Genomic DNA, 20,288 nt, shown 5'->3' with positions numbered 1-20,288 from the left:
CGGAACAGCCTCCAGCGCAGTCCTGAGCACGGCCAGGCGCCGCGCCCAGCCCTGAGCACGGCCCCCGCGCCGCGCTCGCACCGAACGGAAGAGAAGCACCGCATGGCAACGCACACGCCCTGGCCGGGCCAGTGGGTCGCGGACCGGCTGGGCATCGGCCTGGTGGGCGAGGGCCTGCACGGAGTGCTCGGCCTCGCGCTGCGCCGCAACCCCAAGCGCGCCCACCTGCTGGTCTCCAACATCCTCGGCAAGCACGTCCCGCAGGACCCGCGCGCGGTCTACGGCTCCGCGTACGCGCTCGGCGAGCGGGTCCGCGACCTGCTCGGCCCGGACGCGGTCGCCGACGCCGTGGTCCTCGGCTACGCCGAGACCGCGACAGGGCTCGGGCACTGCGTCGCCGACGGCGTCGGCGGTGTGCCGTACCTGCACTCCACCCGGCGCGAGGTCGCGGGCGTCGCGGCGGGCGGCGGCTTCCAGGAGGAGCACAGCCACGCCACCGGGCACCTGCTGCTCCCCGAGGACCCGGCGCTGCTGGCGGGCAGCGGCCCGCTCGTCCTGGTCGACGATGAGTTCTCCACCGGCCAGACCATCCTCAACACCATCCGTGACCTGCATGGACGCCACCCGCGCGAGCGGTATGTGGTGGTCGCCCTGACCGATATGCGGTCCGCCGCCGACCAGGCGCGGCTGGAGGACTTCGCGGCGGAGCTCGGCGCCCGCGTGGACGTCGTCGCACTGGTCGCGGGCGCCGTCACGCTCCCCGAGGGCGTGCTGGAGCGCGGACAGGCCCTGGTGGCCGCCCACGAGACGCCGCCGCCCGCGCCCGCCGACTACTACGACCTCACGCACGTCGAGCTGGACTGGCCGGCCGGGGTGCCGGACGGCGGCAGGCACGGCTTCCTGCCCGAGCACCGCGCCGCCCTGGAGGCCGCGCTGCCCGCGATGGGACAGCGGCTGGCCGCCGCGCTACCGCCCGGCGCCCGCCGCGTCCTCGTCCTCGGCAACGAGGAGCTGATGTACGCCCCGCTGCGGCTGGCGGAGGCGCTGCGGCGGCACACCGCCGCCGGAGCGGGGACGGGCCTGGAGAGCCTGCGGCGGCACACCGCCGGAGCGGACACGGGCCCTGAGGGCTCGGAGACGGCCCCAGGCGGCGCCCTCGACGTGCGCTACTCCACCACCACCCGCTCGCCGGTGCTGGCCGTCGACGACCCCGGCTACGCCATCCGCAGCCGGATCGTCTTCCCCGCCCACGACGAGCCCAGCGACGGCCCCGGCGACCGGTACGCGTACAACGTGGCGGGCGCGGGCTTCGACGCGGTCGTCTGCGTCATCGACTCCGCGGGCGAGACCCCCGAGCTGTACGGGCCCGGCGGCCTGATCGCCCAGCTCGCCGCGCACACCGACCGCGTACTGGTCGCCGTCGTCCCCACCTACCGGCCGCGGCCCCGGCTGCACGCCCGGTTGCGGTCCCGGCTCACCGCTGGAGCCGAGTCCCGTCCCCGACCGAACGGACACGCCGCCCCGATGAGCCCCGCCCCTGTGAGCGCCACCGCCCGACCGCTGCCCGAGCCCCTGCGCGGCCCCGCCTTCTCGTCGTACGCGGCGGACGAGGTCGGCTGGCTGCTCAAGGACCTGTCGGAGGTCGAGCTGGAAGCGCCGACCGAGGAGCGCGAGGAGGCCATCCAGAGCGGCGGCGCGCACTACGCCGAGTCGCTGCCCGTCGAGTACCAGCCGAGCGCCGCATACCAGGACCTGTTCAAGGCCGCCCTCGACGGCTCCGCCGAACGCATCGCGCGCGCGGTCGGCGCCGTCACCGAACTCGTGCTCGCCGAGCGCGGCCCGGACGCCGTCCTGGTCTCGCTGGCCCGCGCGGGCACCCCGGTCGGCGTGCTGATGCGCCGCTGGGCCCGGCACGCGCACGGACTGGACCTGCCGCACTACGCCGTCTCCATCGTCCGCGGCCGAGGCATCGACCGCAACGCGCTGAGCTGGCTGGCCGCCCACCACGACGCGGCGAACGCCGTGTTCGTCGACGGCTGGACGGGCAAGGGCGCCATCACCCGCGAACTGGCCGAAGCCGTCAAGGACTTCGACGGCGAAGGCGTCTTCGACCCGGACATCGCGGTGCTCGCCGACCCCGGCGGCTGCGTGTCCACCTACGGCACCCGCGACGACTTCCTGATCCCCTCCGCGTGCCTCAACTCCACGGTCTCCGGCCTCATTTCGCGCACCGTGCTGCGCGCCGACCTGACCGGGCCCGACGACTTCCACGGCGCGAAGTTCTACCGCGAGCTGGCGGGCGCCGATGTCTCCGGGCTCTTCCTCGACACCGTCAGCGCCGCCTTCGACCGGGTCGGCGACGCCGTCGCCGAGGACGTCAAGTCGCTGCGCTCCGCCGACCGTTCACCCACCTGGGCGGGCTGGGCCGCGGTCGAGCGGATCAGCGAGGAGTACGGCATCGGCGACGTGAACCTCGTCAAGCCCGGCGTCGGCGAGACCACCCGCGTGCTGCTGCGGCGGGTGCCCTGGAAGATCCTCGCCCAGCGCGGCGTGGGCGCCGACCTCGACCACGTCCGCCTGCTGGCCGCACAGCGCGGCGTACCGGTCGAGGAGGTGGACGGGCTGCCGTACTCCTGCGTGGGTCTCATCCACCCCCGCTACACCCGAGGGGCCACCGGGACCGACGGCAAGGCGGTGGACGCGAAGTGAGTACCCGTCAGAACCGCACGCTGGTCGCCAGCGACCTCGACCGCACCCTGATCTACTCCACCGCGGCGCTCGCCCTCACCATGGCCGACGAGCACGCGCCGCGCCTGCTCTGCGTCGAGGTGCACGAGGCCAAGCCGCTGTCCTACATGACCGAGACCGCCGCGGCACTGCTGGTCCGACTCGCCGCGGAGGCCGGGCAGTTCGTGCCCTCCACCACCCGCACCCGCAAGCAGTACCGCCGGATCAGCCTGCCCGGACCCCAGCCGCGGTACGCCATCTGCGCCAACGGCGGCCACCTCCTGGTCGACGGCCGCACCGACCACGACTGGAACGCCGAGATCCGCCGCCGTCTCGCCGACGGCTCCGCGCCGCTGGACGAGGTACGCGCCCACCTCGCCGCCACCGCCGACCCCGCGTGGCTGCGCAAGGAGCGCATCGCCGAAGACCTCTTCGCCTACCTCGTGGTCGACCGCGAACGCCTCCCCGCCGGCTGGGTCAAGGAACTCGCCGCCTGGGCCGAACCCCGAGGCTGGACCGTCTCCCTCCAGGGCCGCAAGATCTACGCCGTGCCGCTGCCGCTCAGCAAGTCCGCCGCCCTCGCCGAGGTCGTCCGCCGCACCGGCGCCGACCGCGTCCTCGCCGCCGGCGACTCCCTCCTCGACGCCGATCTGCTCCTCGCCGCCGATGAGGGCTGGCGCCCCGGCCACGGCGAGCTGGCCGACTCCGGCTGGACCGCCCCCCACGTCACCGGCCTCCCCACGGTCGGCGTCGCCGCCGGCGAAGAGATCATCCTGCGGATGCGCAACGCCCTCTAACGCCGCCCCCGCGCAGGGCCAGCCTGGCCCAGGGCCCTGTTTTCAGGGGCACACAGCAGGCGCGCTGCCGTCGCGCAGGGCCTGTTTTCGGGGGCGCGGGGCTGGTGCGCTGGCGTTGCGCAGGGCCTGTTTTTGGGGGCGCGGGGCTGGTGCGCTGGCGTTGCGCAGGGCCTGTTTTTGGGGGCGCGGGGCTGGTGCGCTGGCGTTGCGCAGGGCGTGTTTTCGGGGGCGCGGGGCTGGTGCGCTGGCGTTGCGCAGGGCGTGTTTTCGGGGGCGCGGGGAACTGCGCGACCAGCCCCCGCCGGGCTGTCAGCCCGAACACAACGGCGTCTGCCCCGCTGGGGCCGGTTTTCGAAGGCGCGCCACCGCCGTGGCTGAGCGCGCAGTTCCCCGCGCCCAAAAAAAGCGCGTGGCCGGCGCCCCGGCGGAGAGGAACCGCCTCGGGGGCCCCGGGGTCAGTGCCCCGGGGCCACCACCCGGGTGCAATGGGCGCGGGAGCGCTCTATGCGTCGCGCGTTGGGCCGCTCGCTCGCAGCGATAAAGGCCCGGGCCTCAAGCTCGCTGCGGCCCCCGCGCACGTGCCGTCGCAGCAGCCGCCGCTCACGCAGCAGACGCGGCGCGTCGACGTACCAGAGCTCGTCCAGCAGGTCACGGACCTGCTCCCAACCGGCGCCGTCGTCGGCGAGGTAATTGCCCTCGGTGACGACGAGCCGGACACCGGGCGCGACGACCAGCCCGGCGGCCACCGGCTCGTCCAGGCGCCGGTCGAAGTCGGGCGCGTAGACCGGGTGTTGACGGTCACCGCGCAACCGCCGCAGCAGGTGGACGTAGCCGTCCACGTCGAACGTCTCGGGCGCGCCCTTGCGGTCCCGCAGCCCCAGCCGGTCCAACTGCGCGTTGGACAGATGGAACCCGTCCATCGGCACATACGCGGCCGTCCCCGCGCCCACCCGGTCGTTCACCCCGGACACCAGCCGCCGCGCGAGAGTCGACTTCCCGGCGGCCGGGGCGCCCGCCAGCCCCAGCAGAGCCCTCCGGCCTGGAATGCTGGGCACCAAGGCGACCGCGTCATCCACGAGCATTCCGTCACCCTAGGGCCCGTACGGGCCCTGAGCGCCGCACCAGGGAGAAGACCCTTGTCCGAAACGAAGAACCCGCAGCTCACACCCGAGCTCTACGGATACGTCCTCGAGCACAACCCGCCGCTGGACGCCGTCCAGCGGGAACTGGTCGAGACCACGCACGCCCGCCTCGCCGATGTGGCCGGGCTCCAGACCGCGGAGGAGCAGGGCCCGCTGCTGGCCTTCCTCGTCCGCCTGACCGGCGCCAAGCAGATCGTGGAGGTCGGCACCTTCACCGGCTTCTCGACCCTGTCGATGGCCCAGGCCCTGCCCGCCGACGGCAGGCTCATCGCCTGCGACGTCTCCGAGGAGTGGACCGCCGTCGGCCAGGACGCCTGGGCCAAGGCGGGCGTCGCCGACCGCGTCGACCTGCGGATCGCCCCGGCCATCGACACGCTCAAGGCGCTGCCCGGCGGCCAGTGGATCGACCTGGTGTTCCTGGACGCCGACAAGGGGTCCTACACCGACTACTGGGAGGAACTGGTGCCGCGCATGAGCCCCGGCGGCCTGCTCGTCGTCGACAACACCCTCTTCCACGGCGAGGTCGTGGACGAGGACGCGACCGGCGGCGCCGCGGCCATCCGCGCGTTCAACGACCACGTACGCGCGGACGACCGGGTGGACGACGTCCTGCTCACCGTCGCGGACGGCCTGACGCTGGCCCGTAAGAAGTAGTCACTCCGGCAGGGCAGGCACGGGGTCAGTGCTGCGGCAGTCCGCGCGGAGGCGGCCGCCGGGTGGCCACCGCCGCCCGGGCCTCCTCCTCGCGGGCTGCCTGCTGGGGGTGGCGCTTGCGCCAGTACGGATTGTCGTGCGGCAGTCCGCCGGTCACCCGCCCGTACATGCCGAAGAACATCAGCATCACGCCGACCGCGAAGCTGAACAGCACGTTCGACATCTTGAACGCCAGAAGGTTGCTGCCGGTGTCCAGCAGGGCGAGATTGACGAACCCGCTGAGCAGGAAGGCGACGCCGACGACGATGTTGAGGGTCGAGGCGAAGTTGCCGCCCTTCACCATCCCGGCGAAGAGCAGCACGCCGATGACGATGGAGATCGTGCTGAGCGCGCCGTTGGAGTTCAGCCCGGCGATCCGGTCGCCCGCCTTGGACAGGAACGACACGCCGTTGAGGAGTCCGAGGATCCCGAAGACGACCAGGATCAGGCCCATCAGACCGGCGCCGAAGCGGTACATCTGGCTCAGCTTGTGGTCCACGGGCAGATGATCGTCGAGTCGCATATGACCGGCCTCCTTCGCTGAAGGGGAATCGAGGCCGCTGCTCCTCCAGGATAGGCCGGGGTCCGGAATCCGGCGCTCCGCGCGGGTCACCCCGGGACACGCCCTAGCGGCGCAGGGCTTCCAGCAGCGGGCGGTAGCGCGCGAAGTCCGGCACGCGCGCGTCGGGGACCTTCGCCCGCTCGTCCCAGCGCCGTACCGCGACCCCGTCACGCGCGTACGGGCGCGCCTCGTACTCCCGTACCTCCGCGTCCGACATCGGGCCGCCCCGGAGGGCCAGGGTGTCGAGCGGATCGGCCGCCGGGTCGTCCCCCGTATCGGCCGCCGTGCCGTGATCGTTCGTCATGGCCGGAATCCTCCACAGGTCACCCCGGCGCCGCCGGGCGCCGGGGTGACCTGTGGAGGAACGCCCTCCGCGGGCCGCGTCCCCGCTACCCTGGGCCCATGCCTCGCTACGAGTACCGCTGCAAGACCTGTGGCTCCACCTTCGAGCTGCGCCGCCCGATGTCCCAGTCGGACGCCCCGACCGCCTGTCCCAAGGGCCACGACGACACCGTGAAGCTGCTCTCGACGGTCGCGGTCGGCTCCTCGTCGTCCTCGTCCTCGTCGGCCGGTCCCGCCCCGGCGAGCGGCAACGGCGGCGGCGGCGGATGCTGCGGTGGCGGCTGCTGTAGCTGAACGGATGGGACGGTACGGGGGCCGGTACGGGCGGCGGTCGGATCGTACGTATGCCGGTCCGGCCGTACGTGTGCCGGTCCGGCCGTACGACCGGTCGCCGGAGCAGGAGACCGGCCAGGGGTGCTCAGCGCCCGGCCGCGCGGTCCTCACGGATGTTGGCCACCACGCGGTTCGCGGTCTCGCGCACCGCGGCGGTCTCGGTGAGGAACGCCCAGTAGTCCGGGTGCCTGCCCTCCAGCGCGGCCACCGCGCGGTCGAGGCGTGCCACCGCGTCGTCCAGTGGGCGGGCGTGCCGCGGCTCCGGCGTCGAACGCCCCTGCATGGCCAGCCGCTGCGCGTCCCGGATCGCGAAGCGGGTCTTCTCGACCTCGCCCTTCGGGTCCTTGCTCACCTCGTTGAGCTGCCGCAGCCGGTCACCGGCCGCGGACACCGCGCCCTCCACGTCGTCCATCAGCGCCCTGACCGTCGCCAGCCGTGATGTGGCGTCCGGCCAGCGCTGCTCGTCCCGCGCCTTGCGCGCCTCGGCCAGCGCCGTCTCCGCCTGCCGTACCGCCTGCGCGGCCCGCTCGGGCACCTGCTGGAGATCCTGCCAGCACGCCAGCGAGAACCGCCGCCGCAATTCGCTGAGCACCGGGTCCACGCCCTCGGCCCGCGTCGCCAGCGCCTGCACCCGCGTGCGCAGCGACACCAGCCGCTTGTCCATCTCCCTGGCCTGCTCGGGCAGCCGCTCCGCCTCGGTCCGCACCGCGTCCGCCGTGCGGCGCACGTCGTCGGCCCGCTGGACGGTCTCCTGCACCCCGTGCTTGCTCGCGCCCTCGTTCAGCCTGGTCAGCTCGGGTGCCAGCGCGGCCAGCCGGGCCGCGAGGTCGTCCGCCTTCAGCCCGACCGCGCGGACCCCGTCCAGCGCGTTCGTCGCCGCCAGCAGCGACTGCTTGGCCCGCTCCACGGCGGGCGCCAGCCGGGCGAGTTGCGTCTCCGCCTTGCCGAGCAGCGGCGCGAGACCCGCGGAGAAACGCTCCAGCTCGGTCTTGGCCCTGTCCAGCTCGTCCTTGGCCTTCGTCAGCTCGGTGCGTGCCCGCGCCGCCGTGCCCGCGTCCAGCTCGTCCCGGTCGATGTCGTGCGCGTCCACGGTGTTGATGTAGGCCGCGCTCACCTGGTCGATGCGCTCGCCCAGCGACCGGAATCCGGCCAGCGCCCGGCGCGCCTCGGGGGAGTCGTCCACCGCCGAGATCGTCTCTATCGAGATCTCCAGATCGCGCTGCGCCGTGTCCAGCTCGTAGAACGCCTGTGACGCGGCGTCCTTCGCCGCCTGCGCCTCCGCACGGTGATTGTCGCCGCGTCGCCACCACGAACGTGCCGTCGTCACCGTGACACTCTCTCCCCGCAGATCGCCGCCGACCACCGTCGGACCCATCCTCCCACCAGGCCGCCCCGAACACACCGCCCGGTCCCCACGGCCCCGTGGTTGCTGATCACGCCCCAGGGCAGGGTAACCTGTGACGTCGAACTCACCGAGGGCGTGTAGCTCAGTGGTAGAGCGCCGCCCTTACAAGGCGGATGTCGGCGGTTCGAAACCGTCCACGCCCACCCTCGGAAGACCCCGGGCCCCTGTCCAGCGTCCTTGGACAGGGGCCTCTTCCTGTCCTGTCCCGTGTTCCGTCCCCCGGCCCGTGCGCGGCGGCCGGGGGCGGTTGCGTGGCCCGTCACGGTCGGGGTTGGGTGGGGTCATGACGCGCCCCGTGCTCTATCTGTTCGGCTCGGCCGCACCCCCGGTACTCGATATCGCCTCGGTCGTCGAGGGCGCGCGACGAGCCGGGTGGGACGTCTGCCTCGGTCTGACGCCCGCCGCCGCGGGCTGGCTCTTCACCCGGACGAAGAAGCTGACGAAGCTGACCGGCCACCCGGTGCGCAGCAGGTACAAGAAGCCCGGTGAGCCGGACGTCTGGCCGCCCGCGGACGTGATCGCCGTCGCGCCGGCCACCTTCAACACGATCAACCAGTGGGCGCTCGGGTTCACCAATCACTTCGTCGTCGGCGTCGCGGCCGAGGCGATCGGCAGGGGCATCCCCCTGGTGACGATGCCGTGCGTGAACACCGCCACCGCCCAGCACCCCGCCTTCGACCGGTCGGTCGACGAGCTGCGCGTGGCCGGGGTGAGGGTCCTCTACGGCGAGGGCGGCTTCGTCCCCCACCCGCCCGGCCAGGACGCCCCGGACGACTTCCCCTGGCCCCTGCTGTTCGAGGCGGCGAAGGCGGCACTCCCCGATCACCTGCGCTGACGCCGGGCCGGGGCCATCGGCCGACCGGCCCGCGTCCGTACTCCCGTGGACGTAACGGCGCGGCCCGTACCGCCCGCGGGGGTACGGCGATGTCCGCCGCCGGCGCGACGTTCCGTGGCTGTCACGCCTTGACGATGGAGGCGATCAGTCGTTCGTCGCAAGGGGAGGCCGGGATGAGGACCGCGGAGCAGGTCAGCGGGGTACGTGACGGGGGCGCCGCGCCGCCGGGGGCACGGGAGGGCGGGGGCCGGGCGCGGAAGCTGCCGTGGCTGATGCTCGCGCTGTGGGTCGGGGTGCTGGCGGTCGCGATACCGCTGTCCGCCAAGCTCGGTGACGTCCAGCGCGACAGCGTCGTGGACTACCTGCCGAACAGCGCGGACTCCACGCGGGCGGCGAAGATCCAGGCGTCGCTGCCCGGCGGCGAGACGACCGACATCGTCGTGGTCTACCACCGCGACGGTGGCCTCACCGCGGCCGACCGGGCCACCGCCGCGCGGCAGACCGCCGAGATCGCCCGTACGAACCGGCTCACCGGGGACGCCCCGCGGGCCGTGCCGTCCAAGGACGGCACCACGCTGATGTACCCGATGTCGACCACGGCGCCGGACCAGGACTCCCAGGCCAGAACCGACTTCGTGGACGGGGTCAGGGACGTCGCCAAGGGCGGCTCGGGGCTGACGGTGAAGGTCGGCGGACAGGGCGCCCTGGACACCGACAGCGCCGAGGTCTACAGCGCGCTCGGCGGCCCGCTCCTCTACACCACGGTCCTCGTCGTCGCCGTCCTGCTGATCCTCATCTACCGCAGCCCCGTGCTGTGGCTGATCCCGCTGATCTGCGCGGGCGCCGCCGACGTACTGTCGATGGCGGTCACCTACGGCCTCAACCAGGCGTTCGGCGTCACCGTCAGCGGCCAGAGCTCCGGTGTGATGACCATCCTCGTCTTCGGCGTCGGCACGGACTACGCGCTGCTGCTCGTGGCCCGCTACCGCGAGGAACTGCGCCGCATCGAGCGCCCGTACGACGCCATGCGCACCGCCCTGCGCAAAGCCGCGCCCGCGGTGCTGGCCTCCGCGGGCACCGTCGCCGCGGGCATGCTCTGCCTGCTGGCCGCGGACCTCAACAGCAGCCGGGGCATGGGCCCGACGGCCGCCGTCGGGGTCGTCTGCGCGCTGCTCGCCATGGTGACGCTGCTGCCCGCCGTCCTCGTCGTCCTCGGCCGCCGGGTGTTCTGGCCGCTGATCCCCGCCCACGGCAGCGAGCCGAAGCGGCGGCGCGGCGCCTTCGTCGCGATCGGCGACGGCGTCGGCCGCAGGCCGGTCGCGGTGCTCGTCGGCGGTGTGCTGCTGCTCGGCGCCCTCGCCGTCGGCGTGCTCAACCTGCCCGGCAACGTCAAGCAGCAGGACATGTTCAGCAGCGAGCCCGACGCGATCACCGCCATGCGGATCCTCGGCGCGGCCTACCCCGACCAGGGCAGCCGTCCCGTCGCCGTCATCGCGCCCGCCGACCGCGCCGAGGCCGCGCGGGCCACCGCCCGCTCCACCCGAGGCGTCACCGACGTACGCGCCGGGCGCACCGCCGACGGCTGGAGCGAATTCTTCGTCACCACCGCGGGGCCGCCGCAGACCGCGGCCGAGACCGCCACCATCAAGGCCCTGCGCACCGGTCTCCCCGGCTCCTACGTCGGCGGCCCCAGCGCCCAGCAGTTCGACCTCCAGCACACCAACCAGCGCGACCGCGGCATCGTCATCCCGATCACCCTCGCCGCCGTCCTGCTCATCCTCGTCCTCCTGCTGCGGTCCCTCGTCGCGCCGCTGCTGCTCGTCGTCGCGGTCGTCGCCGTCTGGGGCGCCGCCCTGGGCATCGGCGGCCTCGTCTTCGGCCCGGTTCTCGGCTTCCACGGCACCGACCCCGGACTCGCGCTGCTCTCCTTCGTCTTCCTCGTCGCCCTCGGCGTCGACTACGGCATCTTCCTCATGCACCGCATGCGCGAAGAGGCGCTCAACGGCGCCGGGCCACGCGGGGCCACCCTCGGCGCGCTCCACTCCACGGGCGGCGTCATCACCTCGGCCGGTGTCGTCCTGGCCGCGACCTTCTCCGTCCTGATGAACATGCCTCTCGTCCAGCTCGCGGAACTCGGCTTCGTCATCGCCGTGGGCGTCCTGCTCGACACCTTCCTCGTCCGCACCTTCCTGGTGACCTCGGCCGCGCTGCTGCTGCGCCGCCGGGTCTGGTGGCCCGGCGCCCTGAGCCGCCCGGCGCCGGGCGACCGGGGGTGAGCCCGCGAGGGCGCCGCGTGACGCGCCAGGACGCGGCGCTCGCGGTGGGGCTGGCGGCGCTGTCGGTGCCGCTGGCCCTGCTGACGCCGGGGACGCGTCCCGACGCGCTGGGCTGGACGCTGCTGGTCTGCTGCCAGATCCCGTTGCTGTGGCGGCGGACGCACACGACGGCCGCGCTGGTGGTGACGGTCGCGTTCCTCGGGCCCTACCACGCGCTCGGGTATCCGCACGCGGCGCCGGTGCTGGGCTCGATGACGCTGCTGTTCACGGCGGCGGCCACGAGCCCGGCGTGGCGGGCGGCGGCCATCGGGACGGTGGTGATCGGCGGCACGGTGGCGGCGGACTGGGTCTCGGACGCCGGGGGAGCGGTGGACACGCTGCGGACCTCGGGCTGGATCGCGGCGGTGCTGGTGGCGGGCGCGACCGCGCGCGTGCACCGCCAGTTGGTGGCCGCGACCACGCAGCGGGCCGAGCGCGCAGAACGGACGCGGGAGGAGGTGGCGGCCCGGCGGGTGGTGGAGGAACGGCTGCGGATCGCCCGTGACCTGCACGACCTGCTCGCGCACAGCATCACGCTGATCGGCGTGCGGACGGCGGTGGCCGCGCACGTGATGACGGTGGCACCCGAGGAGTTCGACCGGGCGGCGGTGTCCAAGGCGCTGGACGGCATCGCGGACACCTGCCGCGCCGCCCGCGTCGAGGTGCGCACCACGCTGGAGGTGCTGCGGTACGGCGAACGGGCCGCCGACGAGGGGCCGTTGCCCGGTCTGGCCGCGCTGTCGGACCTCGCCCGCCCGGCCGGGGCCCGGCTCAACGTGCTTACGGCGCACGGTGGTTCCTCCGGCGGCGCGGACCCGCACATCCCGCCCGCCGTCGAGGCCGCCGCGTACCGCATCGTGCAGGAGGCCCTGACGAACACCACCCGGCACGCGGGGGCCGGGGCGCGGGCCGAGGTGACCGTGCGCGTCGGCCCCGGCTCGCTGCTGGTCGAGGTCACCGACGACGGCGGGGCGGCCGTCGGTTCGGGTCCCCGGCCCGGCCCCGGACTCAACCCCCACCTCGGCCCCAACGACGGCCCGCACGACGGCCCCCACGATGGCCCCGCCCACGGCCCCGACCTCGGCCCCGGCTTCGGTCTGATCGGCATGCGCGAACGCGTCCGCAGCGTCGGCGGCACCCTGACGGCGGGCCCCCTCCCCGGAGGCGGATTCCGGGTCACGGCCGACCTCCCGCTGACCCCCCGCGCGGACGCGTGTACGGACGGGGCCGCCGCGCCGGAGGACTCCGCCTGACGCTTCCCGACGCGCGGGGGACCGGCGCCCGCGACCGTGCCCAACTGGTCCTCACCTGCTGCGAGTCGGGGCCGGTCACGCCCGCGCGGCGGCCGGTGCGGGCGGCGCCGGTTCGCGCGGAGAATCGAGGGTTTGACGTCTTCGTTACTCCTTTGGGGGAACGGCCGCGGGAAGCGTCGGCACGTGCCCCGCACATGCTGACCATGAAGGGTGACCACTTCTAGGGGGAGGCGCGTCCGCGGTTGGACGGCGCTGCTTGTCGTGACGATGGCGGCAGGATCGTGGGGACTCGGCGCGGTGGCCTCGGCCGAGCCGCGCGCGCGGTGCCCGGCGGGAGCGGGCCACGGCAGAGCGGAGTCATGCCCCGCCGAGCCGTCCCGCCACCCGTCGCACCACGCGTCGCCCGTACCGTCCGAGGCCCCGTCGCCCGCGCCGTCGCACCGCGCGTCGCCCGGTCCGGAGCCCACCCGGACGTCGACACCCACACCCGCACCGACACGGACGCGGCCCTCCCGGCCCGATCCCGGTCCCACGTCCCCGCCCACCCGGGCACCCACACCCGCTCCCACGACCACACCCGCGCCCGAACCGGCGCGTACGGCCGCGCCCACGCACAGGGCCGATCCCGAGCCCACGGCCGCGCCGACGACCTCGCCCGCGCCCAGCCGTGTGCCCGACCGCCACGAGCCCGTACGGCACCAGCCGACGCACCACGAGCCCGTATGGCACGACCCCGGTCATCACGACCCGGATCACCCTGACCCCGGTCACCACGACACCGCGCACCACGACCCCGGACGGCACCAGCCCGATCATCACGGGCCCGGCTACCACCACCCGGACCCGTATGTGACCTGGTGCGGGTACTGGCCGGACCAGTGGCCCTGGACGTGGCTCTGCCACCGCCACCACCACCATCCGAAGCCGCGCCCGACCCCGACGCCGACACCGACCCCCACGCCGACTCCCACCCCCACCCCGACTCCTACGCCCACGCCCACACCGACCCCGACGCCCACTCCGACCCCCACGCCGACGCCCACTCCGACCCCGACTCCTGAGCCGAGTCAGAAAGCGGCGGTGACGCCACGTCCCAAACCCGCGCCGAAGCCCCCGGCGCCCGCACCCGTACCGCAGCCCGTACCCACCGCCGCGCCCGTACCGGCTCCCGCGCCGATGCCGCGGCCCCAACCCGCGCCGCCCGCCGCTCCGGTGGCGGTGCACTGGCCGGAGAAGGCGCCCGCGCCGGTCGCGGCGCCGAAGGAGCACCGGCGGTCGCTGATGATCACGATGATGCTCACCACCGTGCCCGCCGTGCTGGCCGTCGCCGTCCTGCGGCCCGGCTCCTCCGGCTCGAACTCCGGTCGCAGCAGGAACAACTGAACGTGAAACAAGGGGGATTTCCGCATGTCGCAGTGGTTGGCGCTGGTGATCGCGATGGCCGCGGTCTGCGCTGTGGTCCTCGGCGTGGTCGTCCTGCGTACGCGCAAGGTCCACGCGGACGACGATCCGTCGGAGACACCCGACGTCATCGAGTACATGGTCATGATGATCGGCGTGGTCTACGCGATCGTGCTCGGTCTGGCCATCGCCGGTGTCTGGGAGGGGAGGAGCGGGGCACAGGCCGAAGTCCTCGCCGAGGCACAGGCGTTGCACGAGGTGAGCGCGCGGGCGCAGGTGTATCCCGTTGACGTACGCGACCGGATCCGCGCGGACGTGAACGCCTACGCGGCGTTCGTGGCCGACAAGGAGTGGCCGTACATGAAGAACCACGGCGAACTGGAGCCGCGGGGCAACGCGTTGCTCGACACGCTCCGCAAGGACGTCTCGCAGTACGCGCCCACGTCCGACCTCGGCGCCCAGGCGTACCAGCCGCTGGTCGACGAGGTCGCCGCCGTCGACGAGGCCCGCACGTCGCGCAGCCAGAGCGTGGGCGCGACGATGCCGGGGATGGTGTGGTTCGGCCTGATCACCGGCGCGCTGGTGACGGTCGGACTGATCTTCACCCTCCAGATCCGGCGCTCACCGAAGGAGTTGCTGCTCGCAGGTCTGTTCAGCGCGCTCATCGCCTTCCTGCTGTTCCTGATCTGGGACCTCGACGATCCCTTCGGCGGCGGACTCGCCGTCTCCGCCGACGTCTTCCGGGACCTCGTACTGCGCCGCTGACCAGGGCGCGCGCCCGGCGGACACGGCCGGGAACGCGACCGGGAACGCGACCGGCGGACACAACGAAGCGGCTCCCCTGCCAGGCCGGGCAGGGGAGCCGCTTTCAGGAGAACCGCCGTGCGGTCAGCGCCAGTTGGACACGTTCACGTTCTCCAGGATGCCGAGCGCGTCGGGCACCAGGACGGCCGCGGAGAAGTACGTGCTGACGAGGTAGCTGATGATCGCCTTGTCGTCGATACCCATGAAACGGACGTTGAGCCCCGGCTCGTACTCGTCGGGCAGCCCGGTCTGGTTCAGACCGATGACGCCCTGGTTGTCCTCGCCGCTGCGGACCGCGATGATCGCGCTGGTACGGGCGGTGCTGACCGGGATCTTGTTGCAGCTCAGAATGGGCACACCGCGCCAGCCGGGAACGGTGTGGCCGTGCACCTCCACCGGGTCGGGGTAGAGGCCCGCCCTGGTGCACTCGCGGCCGAAGGCGGCGATGGCCCGCGGGTGGGCGAGGAAGAACTTGGTGCCGCGGCGCCTGCTGAGCAGCTCGTCGAGGTCGTCGGGGAGCGGCGGGCCCGCGTGCGGCTGGATGCGCTGGTCGTAGTCCGCGTTGTGCAGCAGCCCGAACTCGGGGTTGTTGATCAGCTCGTGTTCCTGGCGCTCGCGCAACGCCTCGACGGTGAGCTTGAGTTGCTGCTCGGTCTGGTTCATCGGCTCGTTGTAGAGGTCCGCGACGCGGCTGTGGACGCGCAGCACGGTCTGGGCGACGCTCAGCTCGTACTCGCGCGGCTTGACCTCGTAGTCGACGTAGGTGCCGGGCAGCGCTTCCTCGCCCTTGTGGCCCGACGCCAGCTCGATCGCGGCCTCACCGCGCTTGTTGACCCGCTGCTGCGGGAGCGCGCGGTGCGCCTCCAGGTGCGCGCGCAGCGCCTCGGACTGTCCGAGCAGCGGTTCGAGCTCCTGCCGGGGCAGGGCAAGCACCGTGGTGACGGTGGCCGCGCGGGCCGTGTACTCCCACTCGCCGTCGGCGCCGAGCAGCGCCTGGTCGCCGAAGTGGTCGCCGTCGGCGAGGACTCCGAGCCGGGTCGGCTCGCCGTACGACCCCTCGCCGAGCTTCTCGACCTTGCCGTGCGCCAGCAGATAGACGGTGTCCGCGGGCGTCCCGGCTTCGGCGATGACCTCGCCCGGCTCGAATTCACGCTGGACGAAACGGTCCGCCAGCGCGGTCAGCGCGCCGACGTCGTCGAACGACCGCAGCGCGGCCAGCTCGCCCAGCTCCTGCGGGATCACCCGGACCTCGGACCCCGTCTTCACGAAGGTCACGCGTCCGTCGCCGACCGAGTAGCTCAGCCGGCGGTTCACCCGGTACGTGCCCGCGTTGACCTGCACCCAGGGCAGTACGCGCAGCAGCCACCGGGAGGAGATGCCCTGCATCTGCGGGGCGGACTTGGTGGTCGTCGCCAGATTCCTGGCGGCCGACGTGTCCAGACTCGTACGTGCCTGGTCGTCGTGCGGATTGCCGAGTGCGGTGTCCTGGCCCGCATCAACCGACATGTGCTGTCCTTCCCGTAAGCGGGTGATACGGCCTCATTCTTTCCGTGACGCAGAGTGCTGCCTATTGCCGAAACGAGTGAGAATACTTTCCGAAAATCCGGATCGCGGCTTTTGGTGCGGCGCACAAGGGGCGCGACCCCGCGCGCGCTCGAACCCGTGTGCGTCAGGGGGGAGTTCGGGGGCAACCGGTGGGTGGGGACGCCACCCGGCGCCGCCGCACCGCACGAGCACCGCCGGCCCCGAGGGCCGGCTTACAGGAGGTCCGGGATGTTCGCCGCAATCGGGGCAGCCATCTTCGCCATCGCGTACATCATCAACGCCACGAGCACGAGCACGGACGCGGGCTTCACGCCGATCAGTCTGCTGCTCGCGGGACTGGTCTTCGTCGCACTGCACCTGGCGGGCGTCGGATCGGGCTGGGCGGTCCCCAGCAGACGGCGTCGTCGCCGCTGACCGGGTGCGGGCCGCACCCGAGGTGAGGCGGCGGCCACGCGGCGGTCAGGAACCACCGCTCGCGGAGGCCGCGGCGGCTACAGCGCCTCGACGACCGAGCCGCGGTCCGGGGGCGTCACCTGCGGCGGGATGGTGAGCGGCACGGCGGCCAGCGCCGCGGCCAGCGCGCTGCGGCGCTCCCGGCGGAAGACGTACGCGGCGAAGGCGCCAGCGCCCAGCAGCGCGACGAACGACATCAGGGTGCCGAGCCAGCTCGCGCCCAGCCACTTGCCGCCGATCCAGCCGAGTCCGACGCTGTACGTCGCCCAGGCGATCCCGGCCAGCGCCGACCAGGGCAGGAACTCGCGCGGGCTGCGGCGGGCGGCGCCCGCGCCCAGGCTGACCACACTGCGGCCGGCCGGTGCGAAGCGGGCGAGGATCACCAGGGCGCCGCCGCCCTGGTGCAGTACCTGTCCGAGCCGTTCGTGCGCGCCCGCCAGGCGCCGCGAGGACGCCACTCTCCGGTCGAACCAGTCCCCGCCGCGGAAGGCCAGCCGGTACGCCAGCAGGTCGCCGAGGCAGGACGCGACGGCGGCGCACACCAGCAGCGCGAAGACGTCGAGCATGTCGTCGCGTGAGCTGGCGGTCCCGGCGGTGGCGGCACTGATCACCAGCACACCGCTCGGCAGCACGGGCACGAAGACGTCGAGAATCACGGAACTCGCCACGAGCAGGTAGATCCAGGGCCAGTCGAAAAGGGAGCCCAGGCCTTGCAGCACCGCGCCTCCTCGTCCTTGGCCGAATTCGTGCCCGTGGAGCGCCCGTCTGATGCCGGGCACCTCGTACTTGCCGTGCTCTCCGGCTCTCCGTCGGCGTTTCGCCTCGTCAAACCGGGTCCTGAAGGGGTGCTGTCCGGCGGTCGAAGATCTTCATCCACCGTCAGCCGTACAGCGTACGCCAAGGGGCACCGCCGGAACCGGCGAGGGCACGTGACGTAGTAGACATCACTACGAGAATACTTTCCGACGGGACCGTTCATCGCTGATCAGAGAACTGATCGGAAATCCGTACGATCCGCGCGGGAATCGGCAGGGGCGCCGGGCGGGCGCCCGCCTACAGTGACGCTGTGGCTTCCGCACCCGCTCCTCCAGTGTCCACCCACGAGACGCTGTCCACGTCGCTGGCCTCGAATTCCTCGCTGCTGCCGGTCGACAAGACCCTCGGCATCGTTCTCGCCGCGCTGCTCGTGGTGGCCGCCGGGGTCGCCGCGTACGCCAGGCTCGCCGACGAGCACGACAACTACGCGCGCGGCATCGCCCTGGCGGGCCTCAGGGCGGCCGTACAGCTCGCGGTGGTCGCCGCCCTCATCGGCTGGGTCGTCAAGCACCAGGCGGCGCTGCTGGGCTTCGTGGCGCTGATGTTCGCGGTCGCGTCGCGGACCGCGGGGCGCCGGATCACCCGCAACCGCACCTGGTGGTGGGCCGCGGTGCCCGTCGCGGCGGGCGCGCTGCCGGTGGTCGTCGTGCTCGTGCTGACCGGCCTGGTGCCGATCGACGGGATCGCGCTCATCCCCGTGGCCGGAATCCTCATCGGCGGCGCGCTCACCGCCACCGTGCTCGGCGGGCGGCGCGCCCTGGAGGAGCTGAAGCTGCGCGCGGGCGAGGTGGAGGCCGCGATGGCGCTGGGCTTCTCCGATCGCGACGCGCGTCTGGAGATCGCCAGACCGGCCGCCTCCGGGGCGCTGGTCCCCGGCCTCGACCAGACCAGGACGGTGGGCCTGGTGACCCTGCCCGGCGCCTTCGTGGGCATGCTGCTGGGCGGCGCGAGCCCCGTGTCGGCCGGGGCCGTGCAGTTCTTCGTCCTCATCGCGCTGATGGCCGTACAGGCGGTCGCGGTCTCCGTCGTCCTCGAACTGGTCGCGCGGGGCCGCATCACCCGCGTTCCGGCCCTGTGACGGGGCCTTCGGACCGGAGGACCGGGCCCCGCGACCTCGCGGTGCGGTACCCCGTTCGGGCGTCGCGTAGACTCGCTCGGAGCAGAAGGGGAGTAGCTCTTCGCCGGACCGTCGACATACTGCTCAGTTCAGCCGCAGTTCGCTGTTCTGAGCCGGCGCCCGGAGGCGGATGTGCCGCGCGATGCGCGTACAGCCCGCCAGCGAGACCTTCGGCCGCAGTGTTCCGACGCTGCCGTGCCGAAGCGATCTCAGATACGGCTTGACGTTCCCCTGGATCTCTCGGTGCGGCGCCCGACCGATTGAGGACCAGACCCCGTGCTCAGCCTGACCGTCATCGCCGTCGTCTTCGGCGTGATCTTCCTTGCCGAACTCCCCGACAAGACCGCGCTCGCCGGGCTCATGCTCGGCACCCGCTACCGCGCCTCGTACGTCTTCGTGGGCGTCGCCGCCGCCTTCGTCGTCCACGTCGCCCTCGCCATCGCCGCGGGCAGCCTGCTCACCCTGCTGCCGCACCGCTGGGTCCAGGGCGTGGTCGGACTGCTCTTCCTCGGCGGCGCGGCCATGCTGCTCTTCTCCAAGGGAGACGACGAGGAGGAGGTGCGCGAGCCCGCCAACCAGAGCTTCTGGAAGGTCTCGGGCACCGGCTTCATGCTCATCCTGGTCGCCGAATTCGGTGACCTCACGCAGATCATGACCGCCAACCTCGCGGCCCGCTACGACGACCCGGTCTCGGTCGGCATCGGCGCCGTCCTCGGCCTGTGGGCGGTCGCGGCCCTGGGCATCTTCGGCGGGCGGCTGCTCATGAAGCGGGTGCCGCTGGCGCTGATCACGAAGATCGCGGCAGCTGTGATGCTGGTGCTCGCCGGATTCAGCCTGTACGAGGCCGCCGCGGGCTGACGCTGCGCGGGGCGGTGCGACACGGCGGGCCGGACCCTGAAGAGGGTCCGGCCCGTTCGTTCCTACGCGTCTCCGTACGGCCTTACGGCTCGTGCGTGCGGCTCGTGCGTGCGTCTCGGCTGTACGTCCTGTCCGTACGTCGCGTCCGTACGTCTCAGTCGACGACGACACGGAGGCCGCCGTCCGCGAGGGCCTCGATCCGTACCCGCTCCAGCGAGTCGACGTGCGCGGTGGGCGCGTGGACCGCGGCGCGCGGGCCGACGCCGATCACGCGCATTCCGGCGGCCCGCGCCGCCGCGATGCCGACCTCGGCGTCCTCGAACACCACGCAGTCCTCGGGCGCGAAGCCCAGCTCCGCCGCGCCCTTCAGAAAGCCCTCGGGGTCCGGCTTGCTCGCGCTCACCCGCTCCGCGGTCACCATGACGGGCGGCAGCGGCAGGCCCGCGGCGGCCATCCTGGTCGTGGCCAGCTCCTCGCTCGCCGAGGTCACCAGCGCGTGCGGGCGGCCGTCGAGCGAGGCCAGGAAGGCGGTGGCGCCGGGCACCTGCACGACACCGTCGGTGTCGGCGGTCTCCTCGGCGAGCATCAGCGCGTTCTCCGCGTAGTTCTCTGCCATCGGGCGGTCGGGGAGCAGGACGGCCATCGTCGCGTGGCCCTGGCGGCCGTGCACGACCTTCAGCACCGCGTCGGCGTCCAGGCCGTGGCGGCCGGCCCAGGCACGCCAGCAGCGCTCCACGACGGCGTCCGAATTCACCAGCGTTCCGTCCATGTCCAGCAGCAGGGCTTTCGCGGAGAGGACGGGCATGTTCTGGGGCTCCTCGGCACATCGGTGATCAACGGCAACGTGGTTCCGCCCGCCGGTCAGGGAAGCGGGCGGAACCACTTTGTTC

General features: G+C 73.1%; 20 protein-coding genes and 1 tRNA gene. 14 read left to right on the top strand and 7 right to left on the bottom strand.

The window, feature by feature from the left end:
• Positions 1-102 precede the first annotated feature (102 nt).
• Positions 103-2,709 (top strand): phosphoribosyltransferase domain-containing protein, encoded by a 2,607-nt coding sequence (locus ACFZBB_RS01140; protein WP_391116571.1) that lies wholly within the window; start codon positions 103-105, stop codon positions 2,707-2,709.
• Positions 2,706-3,524, top strand: coding sequence for an HAD family hydrolase (locus tag ACFZBB_RS01135; protein ID WP_391047340.1), 819 nt, complete (start codon positions 2,706-2,708; stop codon positions 3,522-3,524). Before ACFZBB_RS01140 ends, ACFZBB_RS01135 begins: the two co-directional genes overlap by 4 nt.
• A 455-nt stretch (positions 3,525-3,979) precedes the next feature.
• Here the strand turns inward: ACFZBB_RS01135 and ACFZBB_RS01130 are convergent, their stop codons facing one another.
• Positions 3,980-4,606, bottom strand: a complete 627-nt coding sequence (locus ACFZBB_RS01130) for a nucleoside/nucleotide kinase family protein (RefSeq protein WP_391116569.1) — start codon at positions 4,604-4,606, stop codon at positions 3,980-3,982.
• Positions 4,607-4,660: 54 nt separating this feature from the next.
• Here ACFZBB_RS01130 and ACFZBB_RS01125 point away from each other — a divergent pair, with 54 nt between their 5' ends.
• A complete protein-coding gene (locus tag ACFZBB_RS01125; RefSeq protein ID WP_391116567.1) occupies positions 4,661-5,320 on the top strand; it encodes a class I SAM-dependent methyltransferase in 660 nt (219 codons plus the stop codon).
• Between the two features lie 25 nt (positions 5,321-5,345).
• Here ACFZBB_RS01125 and ACFZBB_RS01120 read toward each other — a convergent pair whose 3' ends face one another.
• Together ACFZBB_RS01120 and ACFZBB_RS01115 are read right to left on the bottom strand one after the other, a co-directional pair.
• Entirely contained in the window at positions 5,346-5,882 is a 537-nt protein-coding gene (locus tag ACFZBB_RS01120) for a DUF4383 domain-containing protein (RefSeq protein ID WP_391116565.1), read from the bottom strand.
• 103 nt (positions 5,883-5,985) lie between these two features.
• Positions 5,986-6,225 carry a hypothetical protein gene (locus ACFZBB_RS01115; protein ID WP_391116563.1) on the bottom strand — a complete coding sequence of 80 codons (240 nt, stop codon included), beginning with the start codon at positions 6,223-6,225 and terminating at the stop codon, positions 5,986-5,988.
• A gap of 98 nt (positions 6,226-6,323) precedes the next feature.
• Between ACFZBB_RS01115 and ACFZBB_RS01110 the strand changes: the two genes are divergently transcribed.
• On the top strand, positions 6,324-6,557 hold the full coding sequence (locus ACFZBB_RS01110) for an FmdB family zinc ribbon protein (protein ID WP_391116561.1): 234 nt from the start codon (positions 6,324-6,326) through the stop codon (positions 6,555-6,557).
• 124 nt (positions 6,558-6,681) lie between these two features.
• Here the strand turns inward: ACFZBB_RS01110 and ACFZBB_RS01105 are convergent, their stop codons facing one another.
• The gene (locus ACFZBB_RS01105; RefSeq protein ID WP_391116559.1) at positions 6,682-7,923 is read right to left on the bottom strand and encodes a hypothetical protein; all 1,242 of its coding nucleotides are present in this window, start codon (positions 7,921-7,923) and stop codon (positions 6,682-6,684) included.
• A gap of 149 nt (positions 7,924-8,072) precedes the next feature.
• On the opposite strand from ACFZBB_RS01105, the gene ACFZBB_RS01100 reads away from it, so the two are divergent.
• The 7 genes from ACFZBB_RS01100 (at position 8,073) to ACFZBB_RS01070 (ending at position 14,570) form a co-directional block, all read left to right on the top strand.
• Positions 8,073-8,144: transfer RNA gene (locus ACFZBB_RS01100), tRNA-Val, on the top strand.
• 140 nt (positions 8,145-8,284) lie between these two features.
• Positions 8,285-8,836: a flavoprotein gene (locus ACFZBB_RS01095; RefSeq protein ID WP_391116557.1), complete on the top strand. Its 552-nt coding sequence runs from the start codon at positions 8,285-8,287 to the stop codon at positions 8,834-8,836.
• A gap of 272 nt (positions 8,837-9,108) precedes the next feature.
• The gene (locus ACFZBB_RS01090) at positions 9,109-11,112 is read left to right on the top strand and encodes an MMPL family transporter (RefSeq protein ID WP_391117462.1); all 2,004 of its coding nucleotides are present in this window, start codon (positions 9,109-9,111) and stop codon (positions 11,110-11,112) included.
• A gap of 17 nt (positions 11,113-11,129) precedes the next feature.
• Positions 11,130-12,404, top strand: coding sequence for a histidine kinase (locus tag ACFZBB_RS01085; RefSeq protein WP_391116555.1), 1,275 nt, complete (start codon positions 11,130-11,132; stop codon positions 12,402-12,404).
• 890 nt (positions 12,405-13,294) lie between these two features.
• Entirely contained in the window at positions 13,295-13,465 is a 171-nt protein-coding gene (locus ACFZBB_RS01080; protein ID WP_391116553.1) for a hypothetical protein, read from the top strand.
• Between the two features lie 19 nt (positions 13,466-13,484).
• On the top strand, positions 13,485-13,787 hold the full coding sequence (locus tag ACFZBB_RS01075; RefSeq protein ID WP_391116551.1) for a hypothetical protein: 303 nt from the start codon (positions 13,485-13,487) through the stop codon (positions 13,785-13,787).
• A gap of 24 nt (positions 13,788-13,811) precedes the next feature.
• Entirely contained in the window at positions 13,812-14,570 is a 759-nt protein-coding gene (locus ACFZBB_RS01070; RefSeq protein WP_391116549.1) for a DUF4239 domain-containing protein, read from the top strand.
• A gap of 123 nt (positions 14,571-14,693) precedes the next feature.
• On the opposite strand, the gene ACFZBB_RS01065 is transcribed toward ACFZBB_RS01070, so the two are convergent.
• Complete coding sequence (locus ACFZBB_RS01065; protein WP_391116547.1) at positions 14,694-16,115, bottom strand: family 2B encapsulin nanocompartment shell protein; 1,422 nt, start codon at positions 16,113-16,115, stop codon at positions 14,694-14,696.
• A 267-nt stretch (positions 16,116-16,382) separates the two neighbouring features.
• On the opposite strand from ACFZBB_RS01065, the gene ACFZBB_RS01060 reads away from it, so the two are divergent.
• The gene (locus ACFZBB_RS01060; RefSeq protein WP_391116545.1) at positions 16,383-16,568 is read left to right on the top strand and encodes a hypothetical protein; all 186 of its coding nucleotides are present in this window, start codon (positions 16,383-16,385) and stop codon (positions 16,566-16,568) included.
• A 77-nt stretch (positions 16,569-16,645) separates the two neighbouring features.
• Here ACFZBB_RS01060 and ACFZBB_RS01055 read toward each other — a convergent pair whose 3' ends face one another.
• Positions 16,646-17,326, bottom strand: coding sequence for a VTT domain-containing protein (locus ACFZBB_RS01055; protein WP_391116543.1), 681 nt, complete (start codon positions 17,324-17,326; stop codon positions 16,646-16,648).
• Between the two features lie 401 nt (positions 17,327-17,727).
• Here ACFZBB_RS01055 and ACFZBB_RS01050 point away from each other — a divergent pair, with 401 nt between their 5' ends.
• Complete coding sequence (locus ACFZBB_RS01050; RefSeq protein ID WP_391117459.1) at positions 17,728-18,501, top strand: ABC transporter permease; 774 nt, start codon at positions 17,728-17,730, stop codon at positions 18,499-18,501.
• Between the two features lie 315 nt (positions 18,502-18,816).
• Positions 18,817-19,398: a TMEM165/GDT1 family protein gene (locus tag ACFZBB_RS01045; protein WP_391116541.1), complete on the top strand. Its 582-nt coding sequence runs from the start codon at positions 18,817-18,819 to the stop codon at positions 19,396-19,398.
• Positions 19,399-19,552: 154 nt separating this feature from the next.
• Here ACFZBB_RS01045 and ACFZBB_RS01040 read toward each other — a convergent pair whose 3' ends face one another.
• Entirely contained in the window at positions 19,553-20,203 is a 651-nt protein-coding gene (locus ACFZBB_RS01040) for an HAD-IA family hydrolase (RefSeq protein ID WP_391116539.1), read from the bottom strand.
• Positions 20,204-20,288 lie beyond the last annotated feature (85 nt).

The sequence above is a fragment of the Streptomyces sp. NPDC008139 genome, assembly GCF_042957025.1.
Lineage (GTDB): Bacteria > Actinomycetota > Actinomycetes > Streptomycetales > Streptomycetaceae > Actinacidiphila.
This window is presented reverse-complemented; position numbering and strand designations above follow the sequence as displayed.